Origin of the sequence: Bacillus cereus group sp. N12 (genome assembly GCF_016483575.1) — a bacterium.
Taxonomy (GTDB): Bacteria; Bacillota; Bacilli; order Bacillales; family Bacillaceae_G; genus Bacillus_A; species Bacillus_A toyonensis.
In genome coordinates this window covers 49,962-69,685 of the sequence record NZ_JAEHBO010000019.1, presented here as the reverse complement: position 1 = coordinate 69,685, position 19,724 = coordinate 49,962, and the positions used below count along the sequence as shown (strand labels likewise).

Sequence of the window (19,724 nt, the reverse complement as noted above, 5' to 3'; positions counted from 1 at the left end):
CGAGCTCCGATAGAATATCGAATCTCGATGGCTGCTTAGTCTTTTTAATACTGTCTACTTGACAGGGATAAGACCATACTTTGGCAGTCTTAATCGATAAATTCAAATTCATATTCAAGAATTTTTACAATATCTCCGTCTTTTGCACCACGTGCACGAAGCGCTTCATCAATACCCATTCCGCGCATTTGGCGAGCGAAACGACGTATAGATTCATCACGTGAGAAGTCAGTCATTTTGAATGTCTTCTCGATATCATAACCAGAAATAACAAACGTGCCGTCACTTTCACGTGTAATTTCAAATTTAAGACTTTCAGCATCAAATTTATACATTACACTTGCTTCAGACTCTTCAACAACATCGTACATTGGGAATTCTGGTGTTGTTTCTAGTAAGTTCGCTACTTCAAATAGTAAATCACGAACACCTTGTTTCGTTACAGCTGAGATTGGGAAGATTTTTACTTCGTCTCCCACTTTCTCTTTAAATGCTTGTAAGTTTTCTTCTGCATCCGGCATATCCATTTTGTTTGCTACAACAACTTGTGGACGCTCTGTTAAACGCATATTATATTCTTTTAATTCATTATTAATTGTGACATAATCTTCATATGGCTCACGGCCTTCTAAACCAGACATATCAATAACATGTACAATTACACGTGTACGTTCGATATGACGTAAGAATTGGTGTCCAAGTCCGACGCCAGCATGTGCGCCTTCAATTAGTCCAGGAAGGTCAGCCATAACGAAGCTGCGGTTATCACCAGTTTCAACAACACCAAGATTAGGAACGATTGTTGTAAAGTGATACTCTGCAATTTTCGGACGCGCTGATGATACAACAGATAATAATGTAGATTTACCTACACTTGGGAATCCAACAAGTCCAACGTCTGCTAGCACTTTAAGTTCTAGAATGACATCACGTTCTTGACCTGGTTCTCCGTTCTCAGCGATTTCAGGTGCTGGATTCGTAGCTGTTGCGAAACGCGAGTTACCACGGCCACCTCGGCCACCTCTTGCGATTACAGCTGTTTGTTCATGCGTTACTAAATCGGCAAGAATTTGACCTGTTTTTTCATCTTTTACTATTGTTCCTGGTGGAACCTTTACGATTAAATCTTCAGATTTACGTCCGTGCTGACCTTTACTCATTCCGTGCTGACCACGATCAGCTTTGAAATGACGTTGGTAGCGGAAGTCCATTAATGTACGTAAGCCTTCCTCAACAACGAAAACAACATCTGCGCCTTTACCACCGTCGCCACCTGCTGGGCCACCTTTTGGAACATACTTCTCACGACGATACGCAACCATTCCGTTACCACCGTCGCCGCCTTTTACATATATCTTGACCTGATCTACAAACATTATTTCACCACACTTTTTTCGATTGGTTGTAATATAACTGAGACTTCTTCGTCTCGTACTGTATAAGAAATGGAATACCATTTATTGTTTTGGTTCGCAAGCCAATTCTGTAGTTCTTCTACACTCGTTAGCTTACCACGAAAATCAAAAAAGAAACGAGCATTCTCCGCGTCACATTCAATTGTGATACAAACATAATTTTCAACATATACGTCTAAACTATGCTGAAGCATTGAGAAGAATTGATTCGCCCATGTACATACAGTCTCATCTAAGTGAGATAAGTTATGTAATTCTCCTAATACTTCGTACTCCAATAAGCACGGCTGCTGTTTCCAATTATATGTTAAAATCCACTCTGAAAATAAAGGCATTGATAACCCCATCAGATTGGATTCTTGTCTCGCTTCTTGGACAAAACGATCGATGAGCCGATGAATCTCTTCCACTTTTCCAAGGGAAAGGTTTCCTTTAACCATCTGCATACGATTGAGCCAATCATGTCTTGAATGACGCAACGCATCTATAATTGTCCATTTTTCATTCATTTAGATACCCCTTAATATAGAAAAACTCTAACCTGCACTCAGGTTAGAGTTTTCCGTGAGTTCTTATGCTTCTTGAGCAACAGGATATACGCTCACTTGTTTGCGGTCACGGCCAAGACGCTCGAAGCGTACTACGCCGTCAACTTTCGCGTATAAAGTGTCATCGCCACCACGACCAACGTTAACACCTGGATAAATTTTTGTACCGCGTTGACGGTAAAGAATTGAACCACCTGAAACCGTTTGACCATCTGCGCGTTTAGCACCAAGACGTTTTGACTGAGAGTCACGACCGTTCTTTGTACTACCTACACCTTTCTTAGATGCGAAAAACTGAAGATCTAATCTTAACATACGTTACACCTCCTGCACTTTTTCTATTAAACGGATATACTTTCCGTAATCAAGTTCGATCGTCTTTAGCGAAACAACTAATCCTTCTAAAAGCGTTTGAGCTTTTTCTGCTGCATGAACGTCTAAATCATTAGGCAATTCATACGTTAAGAATCCACCATCACTTCCGAGTTCAATAGTTGCCTGCACATTACAAAGTTCTTCCACTGCATTTATAGAACCAAACACAACCGCTGTAGTTCCAGCACAGACAAGGTCTTGTCCATGTGGCGCATAATCGGCATGTCCAGTCATTTTAAATGATTGGATACTTCCTAATTTCGTGCGACTTATCGTAATTTTAATCATGTTAACCTGAATTAAGCGTTGATAGCTTCAACAACTAGCTTAGTGTAAGGTTGACGATGACCTTGTTTCTTACGATTGTTCTTTTTCGCTTTGTATTTGAAAACGATGATTTTCTTAGCGCGACCTTGTTTTTCAACTTTAGCAGTCACTGTTGCGCCTTCTACAACTGGGCTACCAACTTTAACGTTTTCGCCACCAACGAAAAGAACTTTGTCAAAAGTAACAGTTTCACCAGCTTCAACATCTAATTTTTCAATGTAGATTGCTTGACCAGCTTCAACTTTAATTTGTTTTCCACCTGTTTCGATAATTGCGTACATACTTGCACCTCCTCTTAATTACTAAGACTCGCCAAAAACGAGGTAGACATAAATGCCTTTAGGGAACCTGTCTTGTGCGGTTGTAGCATATAGCCGTTTAGGTGCTATAAACTATAACATAAAGATGTTATCATGAATCATAGACGGTTGTCAATAAATGTTCTGCTAACTATTTTTTCCGTTCTACAATTTCTTTTTTACTTCCAAATCTTATAATAGCGTACTTTTCGATAGTATCATCTTTGAAATAAATTTCAAATGGAATATTTTTTTGTAATTCTTTTTGTAAAAATTGTTTTTGCAGATCTTGAGGTGCAGCAATTAATACTGCTTCATCCTCTATATTGCCATATGTAATGAGTTCTCGCTCTAACTCATAAGCAATCGTTTCATACGACATTACATACCCCGTCGCCTTACACGGTACACACTCTTCTAGCAATACGTCACGTAAAGAATGTTTTTTACGTTTACGTGTCATCTCCAAAATCCCTAACTCAGTAAACCCAAGTACTCTTGTATAAGTGCGATCATTTTGCATAGCAGCTATGAGACGTTCTCTTACCTTTTCTTTATCTTCTCGTTTTTTCATATTAATAAAGTCGATTAATATCATTCCACCAATATCACGAAGTCTTAATTGGCGAGCGATTTCGTCAGCGGCCATTTCATTTGTACGAAGTACTGTATCTTGTAAATTTTGTTTTCCGGTAAACTTCCCCGTATTCACATCTATTACAGTCATCGTCTCCATTTGTTCCACAATCAAATAAGCACCGTTTTGGAGCCACACAATTTTTTGAAGTGCTTTTTCAATTTCTCGCTCTATTCCGAAATGATTAAACATCGAAGATTTTTCATTATAAAAAGATACTTTTTCTTTTCCGACCTTGTCTTCTAATTCTTTTACTACACTTCTTGTATCTACAACTATTTTTTCGATTGTTTCAATTGGATTCTCTTGAAATACACGATCTAAAAAAGTCGCTGGTCGATGAAGTAATAGCGGTGCCTTTCCTTGGCCCTCTTTTCTTTTTAACTCTTCATATAACTGCTGTAACCTTTGCATTTCAGTTTGTATTTCTTCAATTTCTCCTTTTTCAGAAGCGGAGCGGAAAATATACCCTCCTGTCCCTTCTACTTCAATTTCGAGTAACTGCTGTCTTCTTTTATTATTTTTTATTTTCCGAGAAACAGCGCGCATTTCATCATATGGCATATAAACGACATATTTCCCGGTAAATTCTATATTCGCTGTTAATTTCGGTCCTTTCGTATCAATTGCCTCTTTCACAACTTGTACGAGTACTGCTTGTCCTTCATGTATACGATAAGAAGACGGTACATCATCATATGAAAGGTACGCATGTTTTTCTAAACCGATGTTTACAAATGCTGCATTCATTCCAGCAATTGTTCTTACGATACGTCCAACGTAAATATGCCCAACAATCTCTTGTTCTTCATTACGTTTCCATAAAAATTCAACAATTTTGTTCTTCTCTTCAATTGCAACGCGCTTTTCCGATCCAGCATAGTTCATGTATAAGGTTTTCAAATTTCTTTCCTCACTTTATAATCTTCTTTGTTTTTACAATAATAAAAGGTTAGTGCTATCGTCAACACTAACCGATTAATTCTTCAACAGATGAAGTTGTTCGTTTTTCAGTAAAATACGCATAGAGTAATTCATTTTCATCCAATGTGTAATGCTCTTTATATTCTCCATGGACGATAATAGAATGCTTATATCCTCTACGAAATTTGGTGAAAATCGTATATAAACGATCTTCTGATTGCACCTCTATAGGTGCAATCTTTTCAATCCCTCTTTTATTTCCATAATAACGCTCTAATAAAAAGCGCATAAACGCATAACGTCTTTGCTTCCATTCTTGATATAACGATATTGCTAAAAATATGAGTAGTACCCACATCATAATATTGTTACTATTCCAAAGTAACTGCCATCCTAATATGACACTAAAAAAAACACATGACAATTGCATCATTTTTTCATGTGCTTGTAAATAAGGAAAACGATATGATAATACATTAAACAACACTTTCCCGCCATCAAGTGGCCAAATAGGGAGTAAATTAAAGGCTAAAATAATTATATTATTCCACATAAAAAAATAATATAATTCCGCATTCAGCCAGCCAATCTCAAACAATATATACCCTACTAGCATCATCCAAATATGTTGAATAGGTCCTGCAATTACGACAACAAGTTCCTCTTTCAATGATTTATTTCCATGTTCCTCAAGCTCAGCCACACCACCAAACGGTAACAGTTGAATTTTTTTAATACGCCAATTATAATGCGCTGCTGCAAAAGCGTGACCGAGTTCATGAATGAGTACGATACAAAACAACAATAGTAACTCTTTAAAACGCGCCGTAAAAATACCAATAACTATAATAACCCAAAACAACGGATGCACTGAAATTTTCGTTAAAACTTCCTTATATTTAATCAAATGAAATCACCTGAATCGGATCAACAAATTTTTCATTCTTTTTTATTGCGAAATAAAATTTCCCATTTTTATTATTTGCATCATTACTCACCGTTCCAATTTTTTGTTTCTTTGAAACGTAATCATATAACTTTACTGACATATCATTTAAATTTGCATACCACGACTCCGTGCCATCTGCATGTTGAATTTGAACTGTATTTCCAAGTTCCTCTTTCTTACCCGCAAAAACAACTAATCCTTCATTTACTGACTCAACTGTTGCATTTGTAGCCGTTTGGACAAATACACCTTGGCCATTTTTTTGAAATCCTTGCATTACCTTTCCTGAAGCAGGAATTGCATAGTCTTTTTGCTGAATAGTCCCTTCCTTTTTCTCGTTAGGCGAATAGAAGACGAGAGGTTTTCCAAACTGTTTTTCATACCATTTCGCTACAGTAGCAAACTGAAACTCCTCTTTCATCACTTTTTCTGTAACAGCTTTAGCACCATCGAAAGAAGAAGGCGCATTCTTATATAAAATAGCAATTGAAAGAACTAAGATTGCTGATAATAAAACTTTGAAGAAAAAGACTTCCTTTCGAAACAAAGGATGAATTTCCTTTTCTCCCTCTTCAATAAATACCCCTTCACTATCAAAATTCCCCCCAGCAAAATACTGCTCTTCCTCCATTCTTTCTTGCTCTGCCTTCCTTTTCGCAATCCGCTTTTTAATTTCTTCTACACTTCTATTCTTCATACTGTCTCCCTTCTTTCGCTAACCTTATTTAAATAGAAACAGTTGTATACAGTTTGTACATATGTATGAGCTAGGAAAGAAAGATATTCGTATGAAGAAAAAAAGAAAGCACTTCGCATATGTGCGAAGTGCTTTTAACGGATGCCAAAGAAGTTTTTCATCTTTGTAAATACCGATACCTTTTCTTGTTCAAATGCTTGTAATGGTACATTCTCACCCAACAAGCGTCTTGCAATATTACGATAAGCTAACGCTGCTTTTCCACTAGGTTGCAACGCTACAGGTTCACCTGTATTTGTAGCACGAATAACTTCATCATCGTCTTCAACAACACCAAGAAGCTCGATTGATAATGTACGTACGATTTCATCAACATCTAACATATCCTGTTCATGAAGCATATGACTACGCACACGGTTAATAACAAGTTTCGGTGGTTCAATATCCTCTTTTTCTAAAAGCCCGATAATACGATCTGCATCACGCATTGAGGATACTTCTGGCGTCGTAACAACGATTGCTTTATCCGCACCAGCTACCGCATTTTTAAATCCCTGCTCAATCCCCGCAGGACAATCAATTAATATGTAATCATAATCTTGACGTAATACTTGTATTAATTCATCCATTTGTTCAGGTGTTACCGCTGATTTATCACTCGTTTGTGCTGCAGGTAATAAATAAAGATCATCAAAACGTTTATCTTTAATAAGAGCCTGAGGTAAACGACAACGCCCTTCAACGACATCAACAAGATCAAATACAATACGATTTTCCAGCCCCATTACTACGTCTAAATTTCGAAGACCAATATCTGTGTCAATTAAGCACACTTTCTTTCCAGATAAGGCTAGGGCTGTACCAATGTTCGCAGACGTTGTAGTTTTACCTACTCCGCCCTTTCCAGATGTAATTACTATTGCCTCTCCCACAGCTATACAATTCCCCTTTCTAACTTTGTTAAATTAGGTCTAAGATGAGTGAGAAGTTGCAGGCGATCGACAACAATGTGATTGTCCTCATTAATATACGCACATTCTGCCGTCTCCGCTCCGTCTTCTTTCTCTTCCGGAGCCCGCATTGCCACATCACTAATTCGAAGTTGCATCGGGTTCATAACAGATGCAGCGATTACAGCCTCTGAATCCCCATAATACCCAGCATGTGCAATCCCTCTTAATGATCCTACGACAAAAATATTCCCCCCAGCGATAACCGTTCCGCCTGGATTAACATCTCCAATTAACAATAAATTTCCTTTTACATGTAAAACCTGTCCAGAGCGAACAATTTTGGAAATAGGGACAATCTCTGTTTCTTCTTTCCATGCTATTGCTTCCGATTTAGTTATAACATCACTTTCAATTGAATCCACAACAAGATTCTTTTTATTACGAATTAACGTACGAAGCTCTTCTTGGTGGACTTCTGTTAAATAACGATTTCCCACTTTCACATGCACTTCAATTAAAGAACGCCCATCGCCATCATAGTAATGTGTAGATAGTTTTTCGTCCAATTCTTTCAGTAATTCAGAGAATGAACAGCAGTCATCTAAATGAAGCGTTATCCCGTCTTTTGTCCCTTTTATCGTTACATTTTGTTGCTTTTTTTCTTCCACTAAAGTTCACCCCACCGATTCAATTCGACATAAAATTAGAAAATCCTTTTTTCTTTTTCTTCCATCGCTCTTGAAAGACGCACTAAATATCGTCTCAGTGGGAAACAAACTATCAATATGAAAATTCCATTCAGCAATAAAGTAGAAAGGAGACGATCCGTGAAAAAGACATACGCCGACATATGAGTACGTCCTAACAAAGTTAAAAATCCATACACATAATATTCTAATGCTGCAATGCTAGCTAATACGATAGACACAACAATGAATAAATTCAATTGTAGTACCTTCATCACACTATAAACTAAATAAGCTAAAATCGGATAAGCAAATATATATATACCGACAAGTTCTGTGTATACGGTATCAAATAAGAAACCGAATAATAGCCCGTAATAAATCCCTTGGACCGGACCATAGTACACAGTAACAAAACATAACACAATGATAAAGAAATGCGGCGCTGCTATACTGTCTTTCCAAAAAACTTCTGTTGGAACAATAGTAGCAAACATATTTTCAAACAGAAAAACAAAAAGGAGCAAAAGAGGAAGAGCTGCTCTTTTTAAAATCTTCATCATCTCTTCTCCTCCTCCTATTCTAATGGCGCTGATTTCATACCACGTTTAGCTACTATAATATGCTCTACGTCATTTAAATCAGCGGCAGGTTTTACATAAGCTGTTTTTGTTAAGCCGTATGCATCTGGTTGAACATCAACGATTTCCCCAATCTCAAGACCTTTCGGGAAAATCTCCCCACCAAGTCCAGACGTTACAACCATTTGACCTTTAGCTACTGGTGCATCAGAACCAATCTTTGTGAAAAGTAACAATTTTTTTTCTTTGTCATAACCTTCGATTAATCCGAAGATATTTTCATTTCCATGTACAACAGCTGAAACACGATTTGTTCGACTCATAGAACTTAACAACTCTACTGATGATGTAAACTGAGATACACTTTTCACGCGTCCAACTAAACCTTTTGAAGTCATAACAGCCATATCCTTTTTAATCCCTTGTTGTGCTCCTTTATCAATTCCAATTAAATCGTACCATTTATCTGGATTGCGAGAAACAACAGTAGCTGGAATTTCAGAAAAATCGCTCGGCAACTCTTTTTTTTCAGTTAGCTGTCTTAATTTATTGTTGTCGTCCTCTAATTGCTTCATTTTAACTGATAAACTCGCATAGTTATCTATTTTTGCTTTTAATTCTTTATTCTCTTCATACGTGCGCTTTACATCCTCTACATTTTCAAAGAATCCAGCTACATATTTCGCTGGCTTTTGGAATACACGTTCTACAACACCGACAGTGTCTTTAACAAACTGCTCTGGCCATGTTAAACTGTTCCGTTCTTTCAATGAGATTCCAATCAATGCCACGAGAAGAATAATACTAACTAACAAAACAATTAATCTTTTGTTTAAGAAAAACTGTGGCACGTTCACACCCTCTTAATTCCATTGATTTTTATTTTGCAATATTATCGAGCAGCCGTTTTGAAAAGATCGATATTATCTAATGCTTTTCCTGTTCCAATTGCTACGCAATCTAATGGATCTTCTGCAACAAGAACTGGCATATTTGTTTCTTCACTAATCACTTTATCTAAGTTACGTAGTAATGCACCACCGCCTGTTAATACAATACCGCGGTCCATAATATCTGCCGCTAATTCAGGTGGAGTTTTTTCCAACGTATTTTTAACTGATTCTACAATTGCATCTACTGTATCTTTTAATGCATCCGCAATTTCTTCTGGTTGAATTAGTACTGTTTTTGGTAAACCACTTACTAAATCACGACCACGAATTTCCATAGGCTCGATACCTTCTGGCTCGCCTGCAGAACCGATTTCTAACTTTAATGCCTCTGCTGTTCTTTCACCAATCATTAAGTTATAGCTTTTCTTAATGTACTGAATGATTGAATCATCCATATCATCACCAGCAACACGAACTGATTGACTTGTTACAATACCACCTAATGAGATGATTGCAACTTCTGTTGTACCACCACCGATATCAACAACCATACTACCAGTTGGTTCCCAAACAGGTAAGTTCGCACCAATTGCTGCTGCAAATGGTTCTTCGATTGGATATGCATCACGAGCACCCGCTTGACGAGTCGCATCAATTACTGCACGTCTTTCAACAGCTGTAATACCAGACGGTACACATACCATTACATACGGTTTACGTGAGAAGAAGCCGTTTGATTTTTGAGCTTGTTGAATGTAATATTTCATCATTGTTGCTGTTGTTTCGTAATCAGCAATTACACCGTCTTTCATCGGACGAAGTGCTACTACGTTTCCTGGTGTACGACCAATCATTTGTTTTGCATCGCTACCTACAGCAACGATTTGTTTCGTATCAGTTTGTAATGCTACTACTGAAGGTTCACGTAAAACTACACCTTTTCCTTTTACATATACAAGCGTGTTCGCAGTTCCTAAATCTATTCCAAGATCGCGAGTAAAGCCACCAAATCCAAACATATTTTTTATCTTCCTTTCTTGTTTTCACGGACTCATTTTTTTCTTATTTTATATTATAAAAACAGTACGTTTTTTATATCTATATCCTTTTTGCAGATAATTTTCTACAAAAAACTCATAAATCACATTATAAAACAAAATAAGTAAAAAGCATAGTCTTAAATATGACCTTTTTCCTTTAAACTCACGAATTTATGGTCACCTATTATAATATGATCAAGCACTTCAATTCCGATAATCTGGCCGCATTCTACTAAACGTTTTGTTACTTCAATATCTTCTCGGCTCGGCGTAGGATCTCCTGAGGGATGGTTATGAAGACATATGATAGAGGCTGCTGCACGGCGGAACGCTTCTTTAAAGACTTCTCTTGGGTGTACAATTGACGTGTTTAGACTTCCAATGAATATCGTTTGCCTATGTATAACTTGATTTTTTGTATTTAAATATAAACAAACAAAATGCTCTTGTTGTAGAAAGCGCAGTTCTTCCATCATGTATTTCGCACAATCTTCTGGGCTTCGAATGCTATATCGATTTTGATACTCTAAACGTACCATTCTTCTACCTAGTTCAAAAGCAGCCATAAGCTGAGATGCCTTTGCAATCCCAACACCATGAATACTAATTAATTCTTCTAACGTTGCATCTTTCAACATACGTAAACCATCAAAGTGATGTAAAATTTTATCTGACAACTTTAAAACTGTCTCTTCTTTAGAACCTGTTCTGAGTAACACTGCAAGAAGCTCCCGATTTGATAAACTCCCTGTTCCTTCTAATAATAAACGCTCCCGTGGCTGTTCTTCTCTGACAACATCACGAATACCGTTCATCTCTCCACCCCTTTTACCTGTTCTCTCAAAGAAAACCCCATGCAATTTTACGCATGGGTTACATCAATATCAAATTGTTTTAATTCCCGGACAAGACGTGCAATTGGTAAGCCGACTACACTGTAGTAATCTCCTTGAATATGTTGAACAAAAATAGACCCTTTTCCTTGAATACCATAACTTCCTGCTTTATCAAGAGGTTCTTTCGATGCAACATATACGTCAATTTCCTCTTCTGTTAATTCCCAAAACGTAACTTCTGTACGCTCATAAAAAGTGACCGTTTTTTCTTTCGATATAATTGCCACACCTGTATATACTTCGTGTGTTTTTCCTGATAATAATTGTAACATTTCTTTCGCCTCAACCCCATTAGAAGGCTTTCCAAGAATACGCGACTCATATGTAACGATTGTGTCTGCACCTAACACAATGTGATCACTATTATTTTCTGCTACCGCAGATGCTTTTTGCAAGGCAAGGGACATAACAATATCAGGAGGTGATGAATACGCACCAATCGTTTCTTCTACTTCACTTACAACGATTTCAAATGGTACGCTAGCTAACTCCAGCAATTCCTTCCTCCGAGGTGATCCTGAAGCTAAAATAATTTTTCTCATATTTTCTCCTTCCTTTCTCACATGAAGCAGAACAATTTACATCAATCGTATCAAAAGAATAGTTTATCCACAAATGAAAGAAATATTATTTTCTCTAAACAAAATAATATTTCTTTACTGCATACGATTATATTCCAGCCATAGAGAAAGCACTTTGCTCTAAATTTAAAAGAAAAGAAAGAAGTATAGACACTTCTTTCTTCATCATTTCATTATCTTATCATTTCACTTTTTGTGAAACAATTTTTTCATACGAAAGTATACCATCAATAACAACTTGATTTAATTTCGCCAAAGATTCTTTATCGCTCTTTCCGTCCTTCACTGTTTGCACAGCTATTGACGTATACATATACAGCTTTTTTACCTCCTCCTGCTTCATACTTTTCCCTACTTTTTCAATTGATTTCCATTCTTTCTCAATTACTTCTATATCTTTTGCATTACTTTTCCCACCAGCTTGTACGCTAGAAGCATATTTTGCTAAATGAGTATATAATGGCTGTACTTTTGTTAAGAACGCTCCTATTTCTTTATCATCTTTAAGCAACGCTTTATCCGTAATATCCCAGTTCTTTTTTAAAACGGAGACACCATCATTTTTATACTGCGTCATTAATTGATTTATAGCCTGTTCATCGCTAGCAATACCAACAATTAGTGCATACTTATCACCGCTCGGTTTCAAAGCAGCAACCCCTCCGTTACCTTTCCATTCTTCAAGAGCGGCCTGTCCCGTTTCTTTGGAAGAATAAAGCCCACCTTGAACAAAAAATAATTTCATTGGCTCTAATGACATTCCTGTCTGTTTTTTTTGTTTTTCCTCTTTTGATACTGGTGTTTGTTCTGCCGTTCCATCCACCTTTGATTCTTCATTTCCAGTCTGCTTCGAAGCCGTTACCGTACTTTCCCCTGTTGTCCCTTGTCCTGTAAGTAACTGCAGCATTCCCATTCCAAACGCCGTACCAATTATAATTGCAGTTGCAACAATTACAATTAATGTATTACTCCACTTCTTTCTGTATTTTTCCATGGGCGCTGATTTCTTTTTTTGAAACGGAACAACGTTTTTCGGTCTTTCACTTTCCACTACCATCCATTCAAACTCATCTTTCTTCTTCTCTTCATACTTCGCTTCTGTTCCATTTACTTTCACTGAGATCGTTCGTGATTGCTTGTCCATACACTCACACCTCACCTCTTGTCGTTGTCCGCATCATATCATATTCATTTCACAAAAAAACGAGATATTTGTCAGAGGAATTCGCCAAATAACCCTATATAATTATCTTATATGTATGCATTTGACTTCATTTGTAGAACAAAAAAACTAGATAGCAAAGGCTATCTAGTTTTTCTCGCGAATATATTTTCTAACTTCAGAAATGAAATATAGAGAACCCGTTATGATAAAGACATCATTTCCCCCTATCATTTCAACCTTTGTATCAATTGCCTCTTTCCAATCTTCAAAGACTATTTTTGATTTTTTTTGCGAATGCGCTGCAAGTTTGTCAGCGGAAATGGCACGATCAAAGGCGAATGTTGTAAAAATAATTTCATCGGCAATTGTTTCTAATTGACCTACCATGTTATGCAACTGTTTATCACCAAGCGCAGTAAATAAAACTATTATATTTTTATCTTTATAATGTGCCTCTACTGTTTTCACAAGACTCTCAATACCTTCTGGATTATGAGCACCATCTATTATAATATCAGGATTACTTTTCAGCTTTTCAAATCGGCCAATCCAATACGCTTCATGTAATCCAGCTCTTATTTCCTCTTCCTCAATTAAAAATGATACATATGTTTTTAAATACATAATTGCCATAAGTGCTAGTGAGGCATTTCCTACTTGGTGAACACCTTTCATTGACATTCGAACATCTTCAAAAGATGCGAAAGGACAAGCAAAATCAAAACGTTCCCCATCTTCGTTAGACTGTTTATGTAACGCTGTAAAATGTTTGCCCAGTTCATATAAGTTTGCATGATTTTCCTTTGCAACCTTTTGAATGACCTGCAATGCTTCATCATCTTGCACGCCTGTAATAACCGGAACACCCGACTTAATAATTCCTGCCTTCTCATACGCAATTTCTCCTAGTGTATCCCCTAAAATATGCATATGATCGTGGCCGATATTTGTAATAATTGTGAGAATAGGATGAATAACATTCGTAGAGTCAAAGCGCCCTCCAAGCCCTGTTTCAAATAAAACAACATCACAGAAATTGATTTTACCGAAATAACAAATTGCCATAACAGTAATAATCTCAAACTCAGTCGCTTCCCCTAAATCCGTCTCGTCTAGTTTTTCAACGACTGGCTTTACCATGTTTACAAGTTCCGCAATCTCTTCATCTGCAATTGGTGTTCCGTTCACACTAATACGCTCATTAAATGTTTCAATGTAAGGAGAGGTAAATGTTCCAACCTTATATTTTGCGCCTTCTAGCATGTAGCGCATATACGTTAAAGTTGAACCTTTTCCATTTGTACCAGCAAGATGAACACATTTTATATGACGCTCTGGATTTCCGAGTTCTTCTAGCATCCAGCTCATTCTTTCTAATCCTGGTTTAATACCAAACTTCAATCGACTATGAATCCACCCTATCGCTTCTTCGTATGTATGTATCACGTATGTTTTCCCCTTTCAAAAGACAACCTTCATCATTCTATTATACGCAAAGAAAAGAGACTCACCAATATAGTGAGTCTCTAAAATACACTTTATTTCTCAAGATCTGCTAGACGTTGGCGAACTGCTTCGCGTTTTTCTAGGTAATCTTGCTCTTTCGCACGCTCTCCGTCAATAACTGCCGCAGGAGCTTTCGCTACGAAGCCTTGGTTTGAAAGTTTCTTCTGTACACGTTCTACCTCTTTATCGAACTTCTCAAGTTCTTTTTCAAGACGTGCTCTCTCTTCGTCAAGGTTGATAAGATCAGCTAACGGTAAGAATAACTCTGCACCTGATACGATTGCAGTCATCGCTTTTTCTGGCGCTTGTAAATTCGTTTGAATTGTTAATTCACTTGGGTTACAGAAACGCTCAATGTAAGAGCTGTTTTTCGTAAGTTGAGCAAGGATAGCCTCATCTTTTGCTTTAATTTGCATTTGAACTTTTTTGCTCATTGGCGTATTTACTTCTGCACGGATGTTACGAACAGAGCGAATGATATCAACTAGAAGGTGCATTTCTGCTGCCGCTTCTTTATCTTGTAAATCTTCGCGAACTGTTGGCCAAGCCGCTACTGTAATAGACTCGCCTTCATGCGGTAAATGTTGCCAAATCTTCTCTGTTACGAACGGCATGAATGGGTGTAATAGACGCATCGTTTGGTCTAATACGTAAGCTAAAATAGAACGAGTTGTTTTCTTAGCTACTTCATCTTCACCGTATAGTGGAAGTTTCGCCATCTCAATGTACCAGTCACAGAAATCATCCCAAATGAAGTTGTATAATGAACGACCAGCTTCACCGAACTCATATTTATCCATGTTACGTGTTACACTTTCAATCGTTTCGTTTAAGCGAGTTAAAATCCACTTATCTGCAACTGATTTTTCACCAGTTAAATCGATTTCTTCATACTTCATATCATCCATGTTCATTAATACGAAACGTGATGCGTTCCAAATTTTATTAATGAAGTTCCAAGTAGATTCTACTTTTTCCATGCTGAAACGTAAATCTTGGCCTGGTGCACTTCCTGTTGATAAGAAGTAACGCATTGCATCTGCACCGTACTTCTCGATAACATCCATCGGATCGATACCGTTACCAAGAGATTTACTCATTTTACGTCCCTGTTCATCACGAACTAAACCGTGAATTAATACATCTTTAAATGGACGCTCTCCTGTAAACTCTAAACCTTGGAAAATCATACGAGATACCCAGAAGAAGATGATGTCATAACCAGTTACTAAAGCATCTGTTGAATAGAACTTTTTAAAGTCTACTGCCTCTTCATTTGGCCAACCAAGTGTTGAGAACGGCCATAACGCTGAGCTAAACCATGTATCAAGTACGTCGTTATCTTGATTCCAGTTTTCAATATCCGTTGGCGCTTCAGTACCTACGTATACTTCACCAGTTTCTTTATGATACCAAGCTGGAATGCGGTGTCCCCACCATAATTGACGAGAAATACACCAGTCATGAATGTTTTCCATCCAGCGTAAGTATGTGTTTTCAAAACGCTCTGGTACGAACGTTACTTTTTCTTCTTCTTTTTGTTGAAGTGCTACTGCTTTTTCTGCAAGTGGAGCCATTTTTACGAACCATTGTGTTGATAAATAAGGCTCAACAACTGCACCGCTACGCTCACTATGACCTACTGAATGCATATGAGGCTCAATTTCTACTAATACGTCCGCTTCTTGTAAGTCTTTCACTAACGCTTTACGGCATTCGAAACGGTCCATACCGTTATACTTACCAGCTTTTTCGTTCATCGTTCCATCTTCGTTCATTACTAAGATGCGTGGTAAGTCATGACGGTTACCTACTTCAAAGTCATTCGGGTCATGAGCTGGTGTAATTTTTACAACGCCTGTTCCAAAGTCTTTTTCTACGTACTCATCGGCAATAATCGGAATCTCACGGCCTACGATTGGAAGGGTAACTGTTTTTCCGATTAAATGTTTGTAACGATCGTCTTCTGGATGAACTGCTACAGCTGTATCACCAAGCATCGTTTCTGGACGAGTGGTTGCAAGACGAATGTGACCAGAACCATCTGTTAACGGATAGTTCATATGGTAGAATGCACCTTGAACCTCTTTATGAATTACTTCGATATCAGAAAGAGCTGTACGTGTTGCTGGGTCCCAGTTGATAATATATTCACCGCGGTAAATTAAGCCTTTTTCGTATAATTGAACGAATACTTTATTAACTGCATCAGATAAACCTTCGTCTAATGTGAAACGTTCACGAGAATAGTCTAGTCCTAAACCAACTTTCCCCCATTGTTGACGAATGTGAGAAGCGTACTCTTCTTTCCACTCCCAAGCTTTTTCAAGGAATTTCTCACGGCCAAGATCGTAACGTGAAATACCTTCTTCACGAAGTTTTCCTTCTACTTTCGCTTGTGTTGCGATACCCGCATGGTCCATTCCTGGAAGCCATAATACATCGTATCCTTGCATACGCTTCGTACGAGTTAAAATATCTTGAAGAGTTGTATCCCAAGCATGACCTAAGTGTAACTTACCAGTTACGTTCGGAGGTGGAATTACAATTGTATACGGTTGTTTCTTCTCGTCTCCTGTTGCTTCGAAATATTTGCCTTCAAGCCACCATTGATAAAGGCCTTCTTCAACGGACATATGATCATATTTAGTTGGTAAATTCTTTTCCGTGTTTGACATTATTTTCCCTCCTTAAAATAAAAAATGCCCCTCATCCAAAAAAGGACGAGGGACATCGCGGTACCACCTTTATTTACAAACAAATTCAGAATTTGCTTATACTCTTAATTTGATAACGGACAAATCCGTCTTTTCCTAATGAGAACTATTCCGTTCAGAAAAGATGCTCCAGGGCTACCTTCTAACATAACTATCTAGAGAATCTCCCAGCTAATGATTCTCCTCTCTGAAGACGTTTCATGTTATACTCTTCCCCTTCAAGGCATTTATATGATTGTTAATTATTATATACAATAGTGTAAAAAACGAAACCTTATTCGTCAAGATAAATTTAAGACTATCACTTTCCGGGCGAATATAAAAAAGATAAGTAGCATCCTCCACTTATCTTTTTTACCCCTCTATTTACGGGCGGTAATACCCCCGCCACTGATTAAAGTTTCACTTTATCCGTTCCCTTGCTGGGCAGCTTGTAATTGTGACAGGAAATATTCTACATTGCTAACGAGCCAATGTGATTGTTGCAAGCTCTTTACTCCGCGAATCTCATTTTCCTTATTGCGACTCTGCCTTCTTTTTTTATAAGACTCAATTTGCCGAATAAATTGCGATGGATAGGTCATGTAAGCATACATAAGCAGTTGCTCTTCTTTCGTAAACGGGAAGTTTTTTTGGTACATTTGATACCATTCAAAACGATCACTTCGCGCAATTGGATATGTGTTTAAAGACCGCGAATAAAACCCTACAATATCTTGCACAGGCGTTGCAAACTTCGATTTTTCTAAACTAATAAAATAGCCATTCCGTTCATAGTCAAATAAAAAATGATTAAGTGACACGTTACCATGCACAAAAGTAATGCGTGTTTTATCTTTTTCTTTCATCGCATCGTTCCACTCATTTAATTGCTTCGTTGCAAATTCACGCGCCCTCATTACATGATGATAGTACGTACAATATTGTAATTCAAACGGAGACATATACCACTTCGCTTCAGATTCTACAAGAAACTCTTCTAACATCTCACCATCATTTTCCCAACGATCGGATATACTTGTGTAATGTTTTTCTAAATCTTCTTCTGTATATGTTTCTTCTTTCACCGTTTTTTGGTGCAACGTTCCAAGTGTTTGAAACATTTTATGGTATTGATCATTATCCTCGCCGTTTCCTTCCGCACGTTCTAACCAAGGCATTAAATAATAATTATAAGTCCCGTCACTTAAAATATAATTCCCATCCGTCGCATGGTATATAGGTACATAATTTGAAAAACCTTTTTCCTTCAAATATTGAATATGATGTAGAAAGTTATTCCGCTCTAACTTTCTATCTTCTATTTTCTTTAGCGCATATGGACCTTGATTCGTGTAAATTTTCGTTACACTTCCGTGCTCTTCCATATGCTGCGTATCCAATCTATATTGCCTTACAATGGGTTCATAGCGATTTCGTAATTCAATATCCATACGAATGACCCTTTCTATTCAAAACATAGCCTCTAGGACAATAGGGGAGTGAAAGCACTCACCCCCTTATTTCACCTTTGCTTTTGAAACGGGAATATAAATAATTTGTCCCGTAGTTAAATATATATCTTCTGTTTGATTAACACGGTATAAATTTTGTACAGACGTGTCATAACGTTCTGCAACAGATTCGATTGTATCCCCTTCTTGCACGAAATACATTCTTAACTTCGTAAATTCTTCTTCCGGTTCTTTCGTAAATAATTGTGTTAAATAAAGCGCATTTTCATCTCGCTGTGAGTATGCCTCTTCTTGCTCTTCCTGCTTTTTCGCCTTTTCTTTTTGATAATCTTTTCGTCCAAACAATTCAAATTGCAGCGTCGTTTCTTGCCCCTCTTCACGCTCCGCAAATTCATGTTCTGCCAATTCCTCTTCCGCTTCTTCTTGCTCTTTTCTTTCTTCTAGCTGGAACGGTTCAAATGCGTAATCTTCCCATTCATCCGATTCTTTATAGGTTGGTTCCGCTACATGCGGCGCGGGTCTATTTTCATCCTCTTCAGCTGAATCATCTTCTAACTCAGCATACGCCGTTTCTTCCTCTTCATCCTCGATTCTTTCCTCATCACATAAACCTGTAATAGATATATCCGCTAATAATTGTAAGCAACCATTTTCCTTCAATTCATAATCAAATTCTTCAATTGATACATATAATTCTTCAATTACTTTCACTCGATTTCTTGGAATTGATATTTCAAGTGGAAAGGAATGAACAAGTTCATTCACCCCATCTTCCCTTGTTTCTACATAATCAATTGACTTTGCTGGCGATAGTTCTCTTAATGAATAGGCCGAATCATCTTGCCTTGCAACATACTCCCCCGTTAAATCTAACTGCCCTCTCACGATAACTTCATGATCAAGCTCTTCTATCTCAACGTCTGGATCTAACGAAATTGACAAAAGTTCTTCGACTTCCTGTCCTTTTTGGAACCAAACAGATTCTTTTAATGAAAATCGTAACGAATGATCTGTTGTCACTTCTTTTCCCCCTCCCAAACTATATGTCATTACAGATTTATGTATGTAAAGCCCACTTTAT

20 protein-coding genes and 2 other annotated features are annotated in these 19,724 nt (G+C 37.5%); all 20 genes read right to left on the bottom strand.

Annotated features, from left to right (window positions below; all coding sequences use genetic code 11):
• Positions 1-89 precede the first annotated feature (89 nt).
• Entirely contained in the window at positions 90-1,376 is a 1,287-nt protein-coding gene (gene obgE, locus JDS92_RS12430; protein WP_000497121.1) for a GTPase ObgE, read from the bottom strand.
• Entirely contained in the window at positions 1,376-1,924 is a 549-nt protein-coding gene (locus JDS92_RS12425; protein ID WP_001003572.1) for a sporulation initiation phosphotransferase B, read from the bottom strand. The genes obgE and JDS92_RS12425 overlap by 1 nt, the downstream gene beginning before the upstream one ends.
• 63 nt (positions 1,925-1,987) lie before the next feature.
• Entirely contained in the window at positions 1,988-2,278 is a 291-nt protein-coding gene (rpmA, locus tag JDS92_RS12420; RefSeq protein ID WP_000944957.1) for a 50S ribosomal protein L27, read from the bottom strand.
• 3 nt (positions 2,279-2,281) lie between these two features.
• Positions 2,282-2,626 carry a ribosomal-processing cysteine protease Prp gene (locus JDS92_RS12415; protein WP_001973720.1) on the bottom strand — a complete coding sequence of 115 codons (345 nt, stop codon included), beginning with the start codon at positions 2,624-2,626 and terminating at the stop codon, positions 2,282-2,284.
• An 11-nt stretch (positions 2,627-2,637) separates the two neighbouring features.
• On the bottom strand, positions 2,638-2,946 hold the full coding sequence (rplU, locus tag JDS92_RS12410; RefSeq protein ID WP_000270907.1) for a 50S ribosomal protein L21: 309 nt from the start codon (positions 2,944-2,946) through the stop codon (positions 2,638-2,640).
• A 14-nt stretch (positions 2,947-2,960) separates the two neighbouring features.
• Positions 2,961-3,038 (bottom strand) — a sequence feature (ribosomal protein L21 leader region).
• Positions 3,039-3,115: 77 nt separating this feature from the next.
• Positions 3,116-4,504, bottom strand: a complete 1,389-nt coding sequence (locus JDS92_RS12405; protein ID WP_097999977.1) for an Rne/Rng family ribonuclease — start codon at positions 4,502-4,504, stop codon at positions 3,116-3,118.
• A 67-nt stretch (positions 4,505-4,571) separates the two neighbouring features.
• Positions 4,572-5,432: a stage IV sporulation intramembrane metalloprotease SpoIVFB gene (gene spoIVFB, locus JDS92_RS12400; protein ID WP_000598976.1), complete on the bottom strand. Its 861-nt coding sequence runs from the start codon at positions 5,430-5,432 to the stop codon at positions 4,572-4,574.
• Entirely contained in the window at positions 5,425-6,171 is a 747-nt protein-coding gene (gene spoIVFA, locus JDS92_RS12395) for a stage IV sporulation protein SpoIVFA (RefSeq protein WP_000797540.1), read from the bottom strand. The genes spoIVFB and spoIVFA overlap by 8 nt, the downstream gene beginning before the upstream one ends.
• Positions 6,172-6,305: 134 nt before the next feature.
• The gene (gene minD, locus JDS92_RS12390) at positions 6,306-7,103 is read right to left on the bottom strand and encodes a septum site-determining protein MinD (protein ID WP_000503310.1); all 798 of its coding nucleotides are present in this window, start codon (positions 7,101-7,103) and stop codon (positions 6,306-6,308) included.
• A gap of 2 nt (positions 7,104-7,105) precedes the next feature.
• The gene (minC, locus tag JDS92_RS12385; RefSeq protein ID WP_000391516.1) at positions 7,106-7,792 is read right to left on the bottom strand and encodes a septum site-determining protein MinC; all 687 of its coding nucleotides are present in this window, start codon (positions 7,790-7,792) and stop codon (positions 7,106-7,108) included.
• A 35-nt stretch (positions 7,793-7,827) separates the two neighbouring features.
• Positions 7,828-8,373: a rod shape-determining protein MreD gene (gene mreD, locus JDS92_RS12380; RefSeq protein WP_000975759.1), complete on the bottom strand. Its 546-nt coding sequence runs from the start codon at positions 8,371-8,373 to the stop codon at positions 7,828-7,830.
• Between the two features lie 14 nt (positions 8,374-8,387).
• A complete protein-coding gene (mreC, locus tag JDS92_RS12375) occupies positions 8,388-9,242 on the bottom strand; it encodes a rod shape-determining protein MreC (protein WP_097952346.1) in 855 nt (284 codons plus the stop codon).
• Between the two features lie 41 nt (positions 9,243-9,283).
• On the bottom strand, positions 9,284-10,303 hold the full coding sequence (gene mreB / locus JDS92_RS12370; protein ID WP_000466737.1) for a cell shape-determining protein MreB: 1,020 nt from the start codon (positions 10,301-10,303) through the stop codon (positions 9,284-9,286).
• Positions 10,304-10,461: 158 nt separating this feature from the next.
• Positions 10,462-11,139, bottom strand: coding sequence for a DNA repair protein RadC (gene radC / locus JDS92_RS12365; RefSeq protein WP_001013401.1), 678 nt, complete (start codon positions 11,137-11,139; stop codon positions 10,462-10,464).
• Positions 11,140-11,186: 47 nt separating this feature from the next.
• On the bottom strand, positions 11,187-11,762 hold the full coding sequence (locus JDS92_RS12360; protein WP_097952344.1) for a Maf family protein: 576 nt from the start codon (positions 11,760-11,762) through the stop codon (positions 11,187-11,189).
• A gap of 220 nt (positions 11,763-11,982) precedes the next feature.
• On the bottom strand, positions 11,983-12,945 hold the full coding sequence (locus JDS92_RS12355; RefSeq protein WP_098911468.1) for a stage II sporulation protein B: 963 nt from the start codon (positions 12,943-12,945) through the stop codon (positions 11,983-11,985).
• Between the two features lie 165 nt (positions 12,946-13,110).
• Positions 13,111-14,412: a bifunctional folylpolyglutamate synthase/dihydrofolate synthase gene (locus JDS92_RS12350; protein ID WP_000582087.1), complete on the bottom strand. Its 1,302-nt coding sequence runs from the start codon at positions 14,410-14,412 to the stop codon at positions 13,111-13,113.
• A gap of 92 nt (positions 14,413-14,504) precedes the next feature.
• On the bottom strand, positions 14,505-17,150 hold the full coding sequence (locus JDS92_RS12345; protein ID WP_098911467.1) for a valine--tRNA ligase: 2,646 nt from the start codon (positions 17,148-17,150) through the stop codon (positions 14,505-14,507).
• Positions 17,151-17,188: 38 nt separating this feature from the next.
• Positions 17,189-17,420: a binding site (T-box leader), on the bottom strand.
• A gap of 176 nt (positions 17,421-17,596) precedes the next feature.
• Positions 17,597-18,622: a spore coat protein YsxE gene (gene ysxE, locus JDS92_RS12340; protein WP_000350668.1), complete on the bottom strand. Its 1,026-nt coding sequence runs from the start codon at positions 18,620-18,622 to the stop codon at positions 17,597-17,599.
• Positions 18,623-18,688: 66 nt separating this feature from the next.
• Positions 18,689-19,693, bottom strand: coding sequence for a stage VI sporulation protein D (gene spoVID / locus JDS92_RS12335; protein WP_106080608.1), 1,005 nt, complete (start codon positions 19,691-19,693; stop codon positions 18,689-18,691).
• Positions 19,694-19,724: the final 31 nt, after the last annotated feature.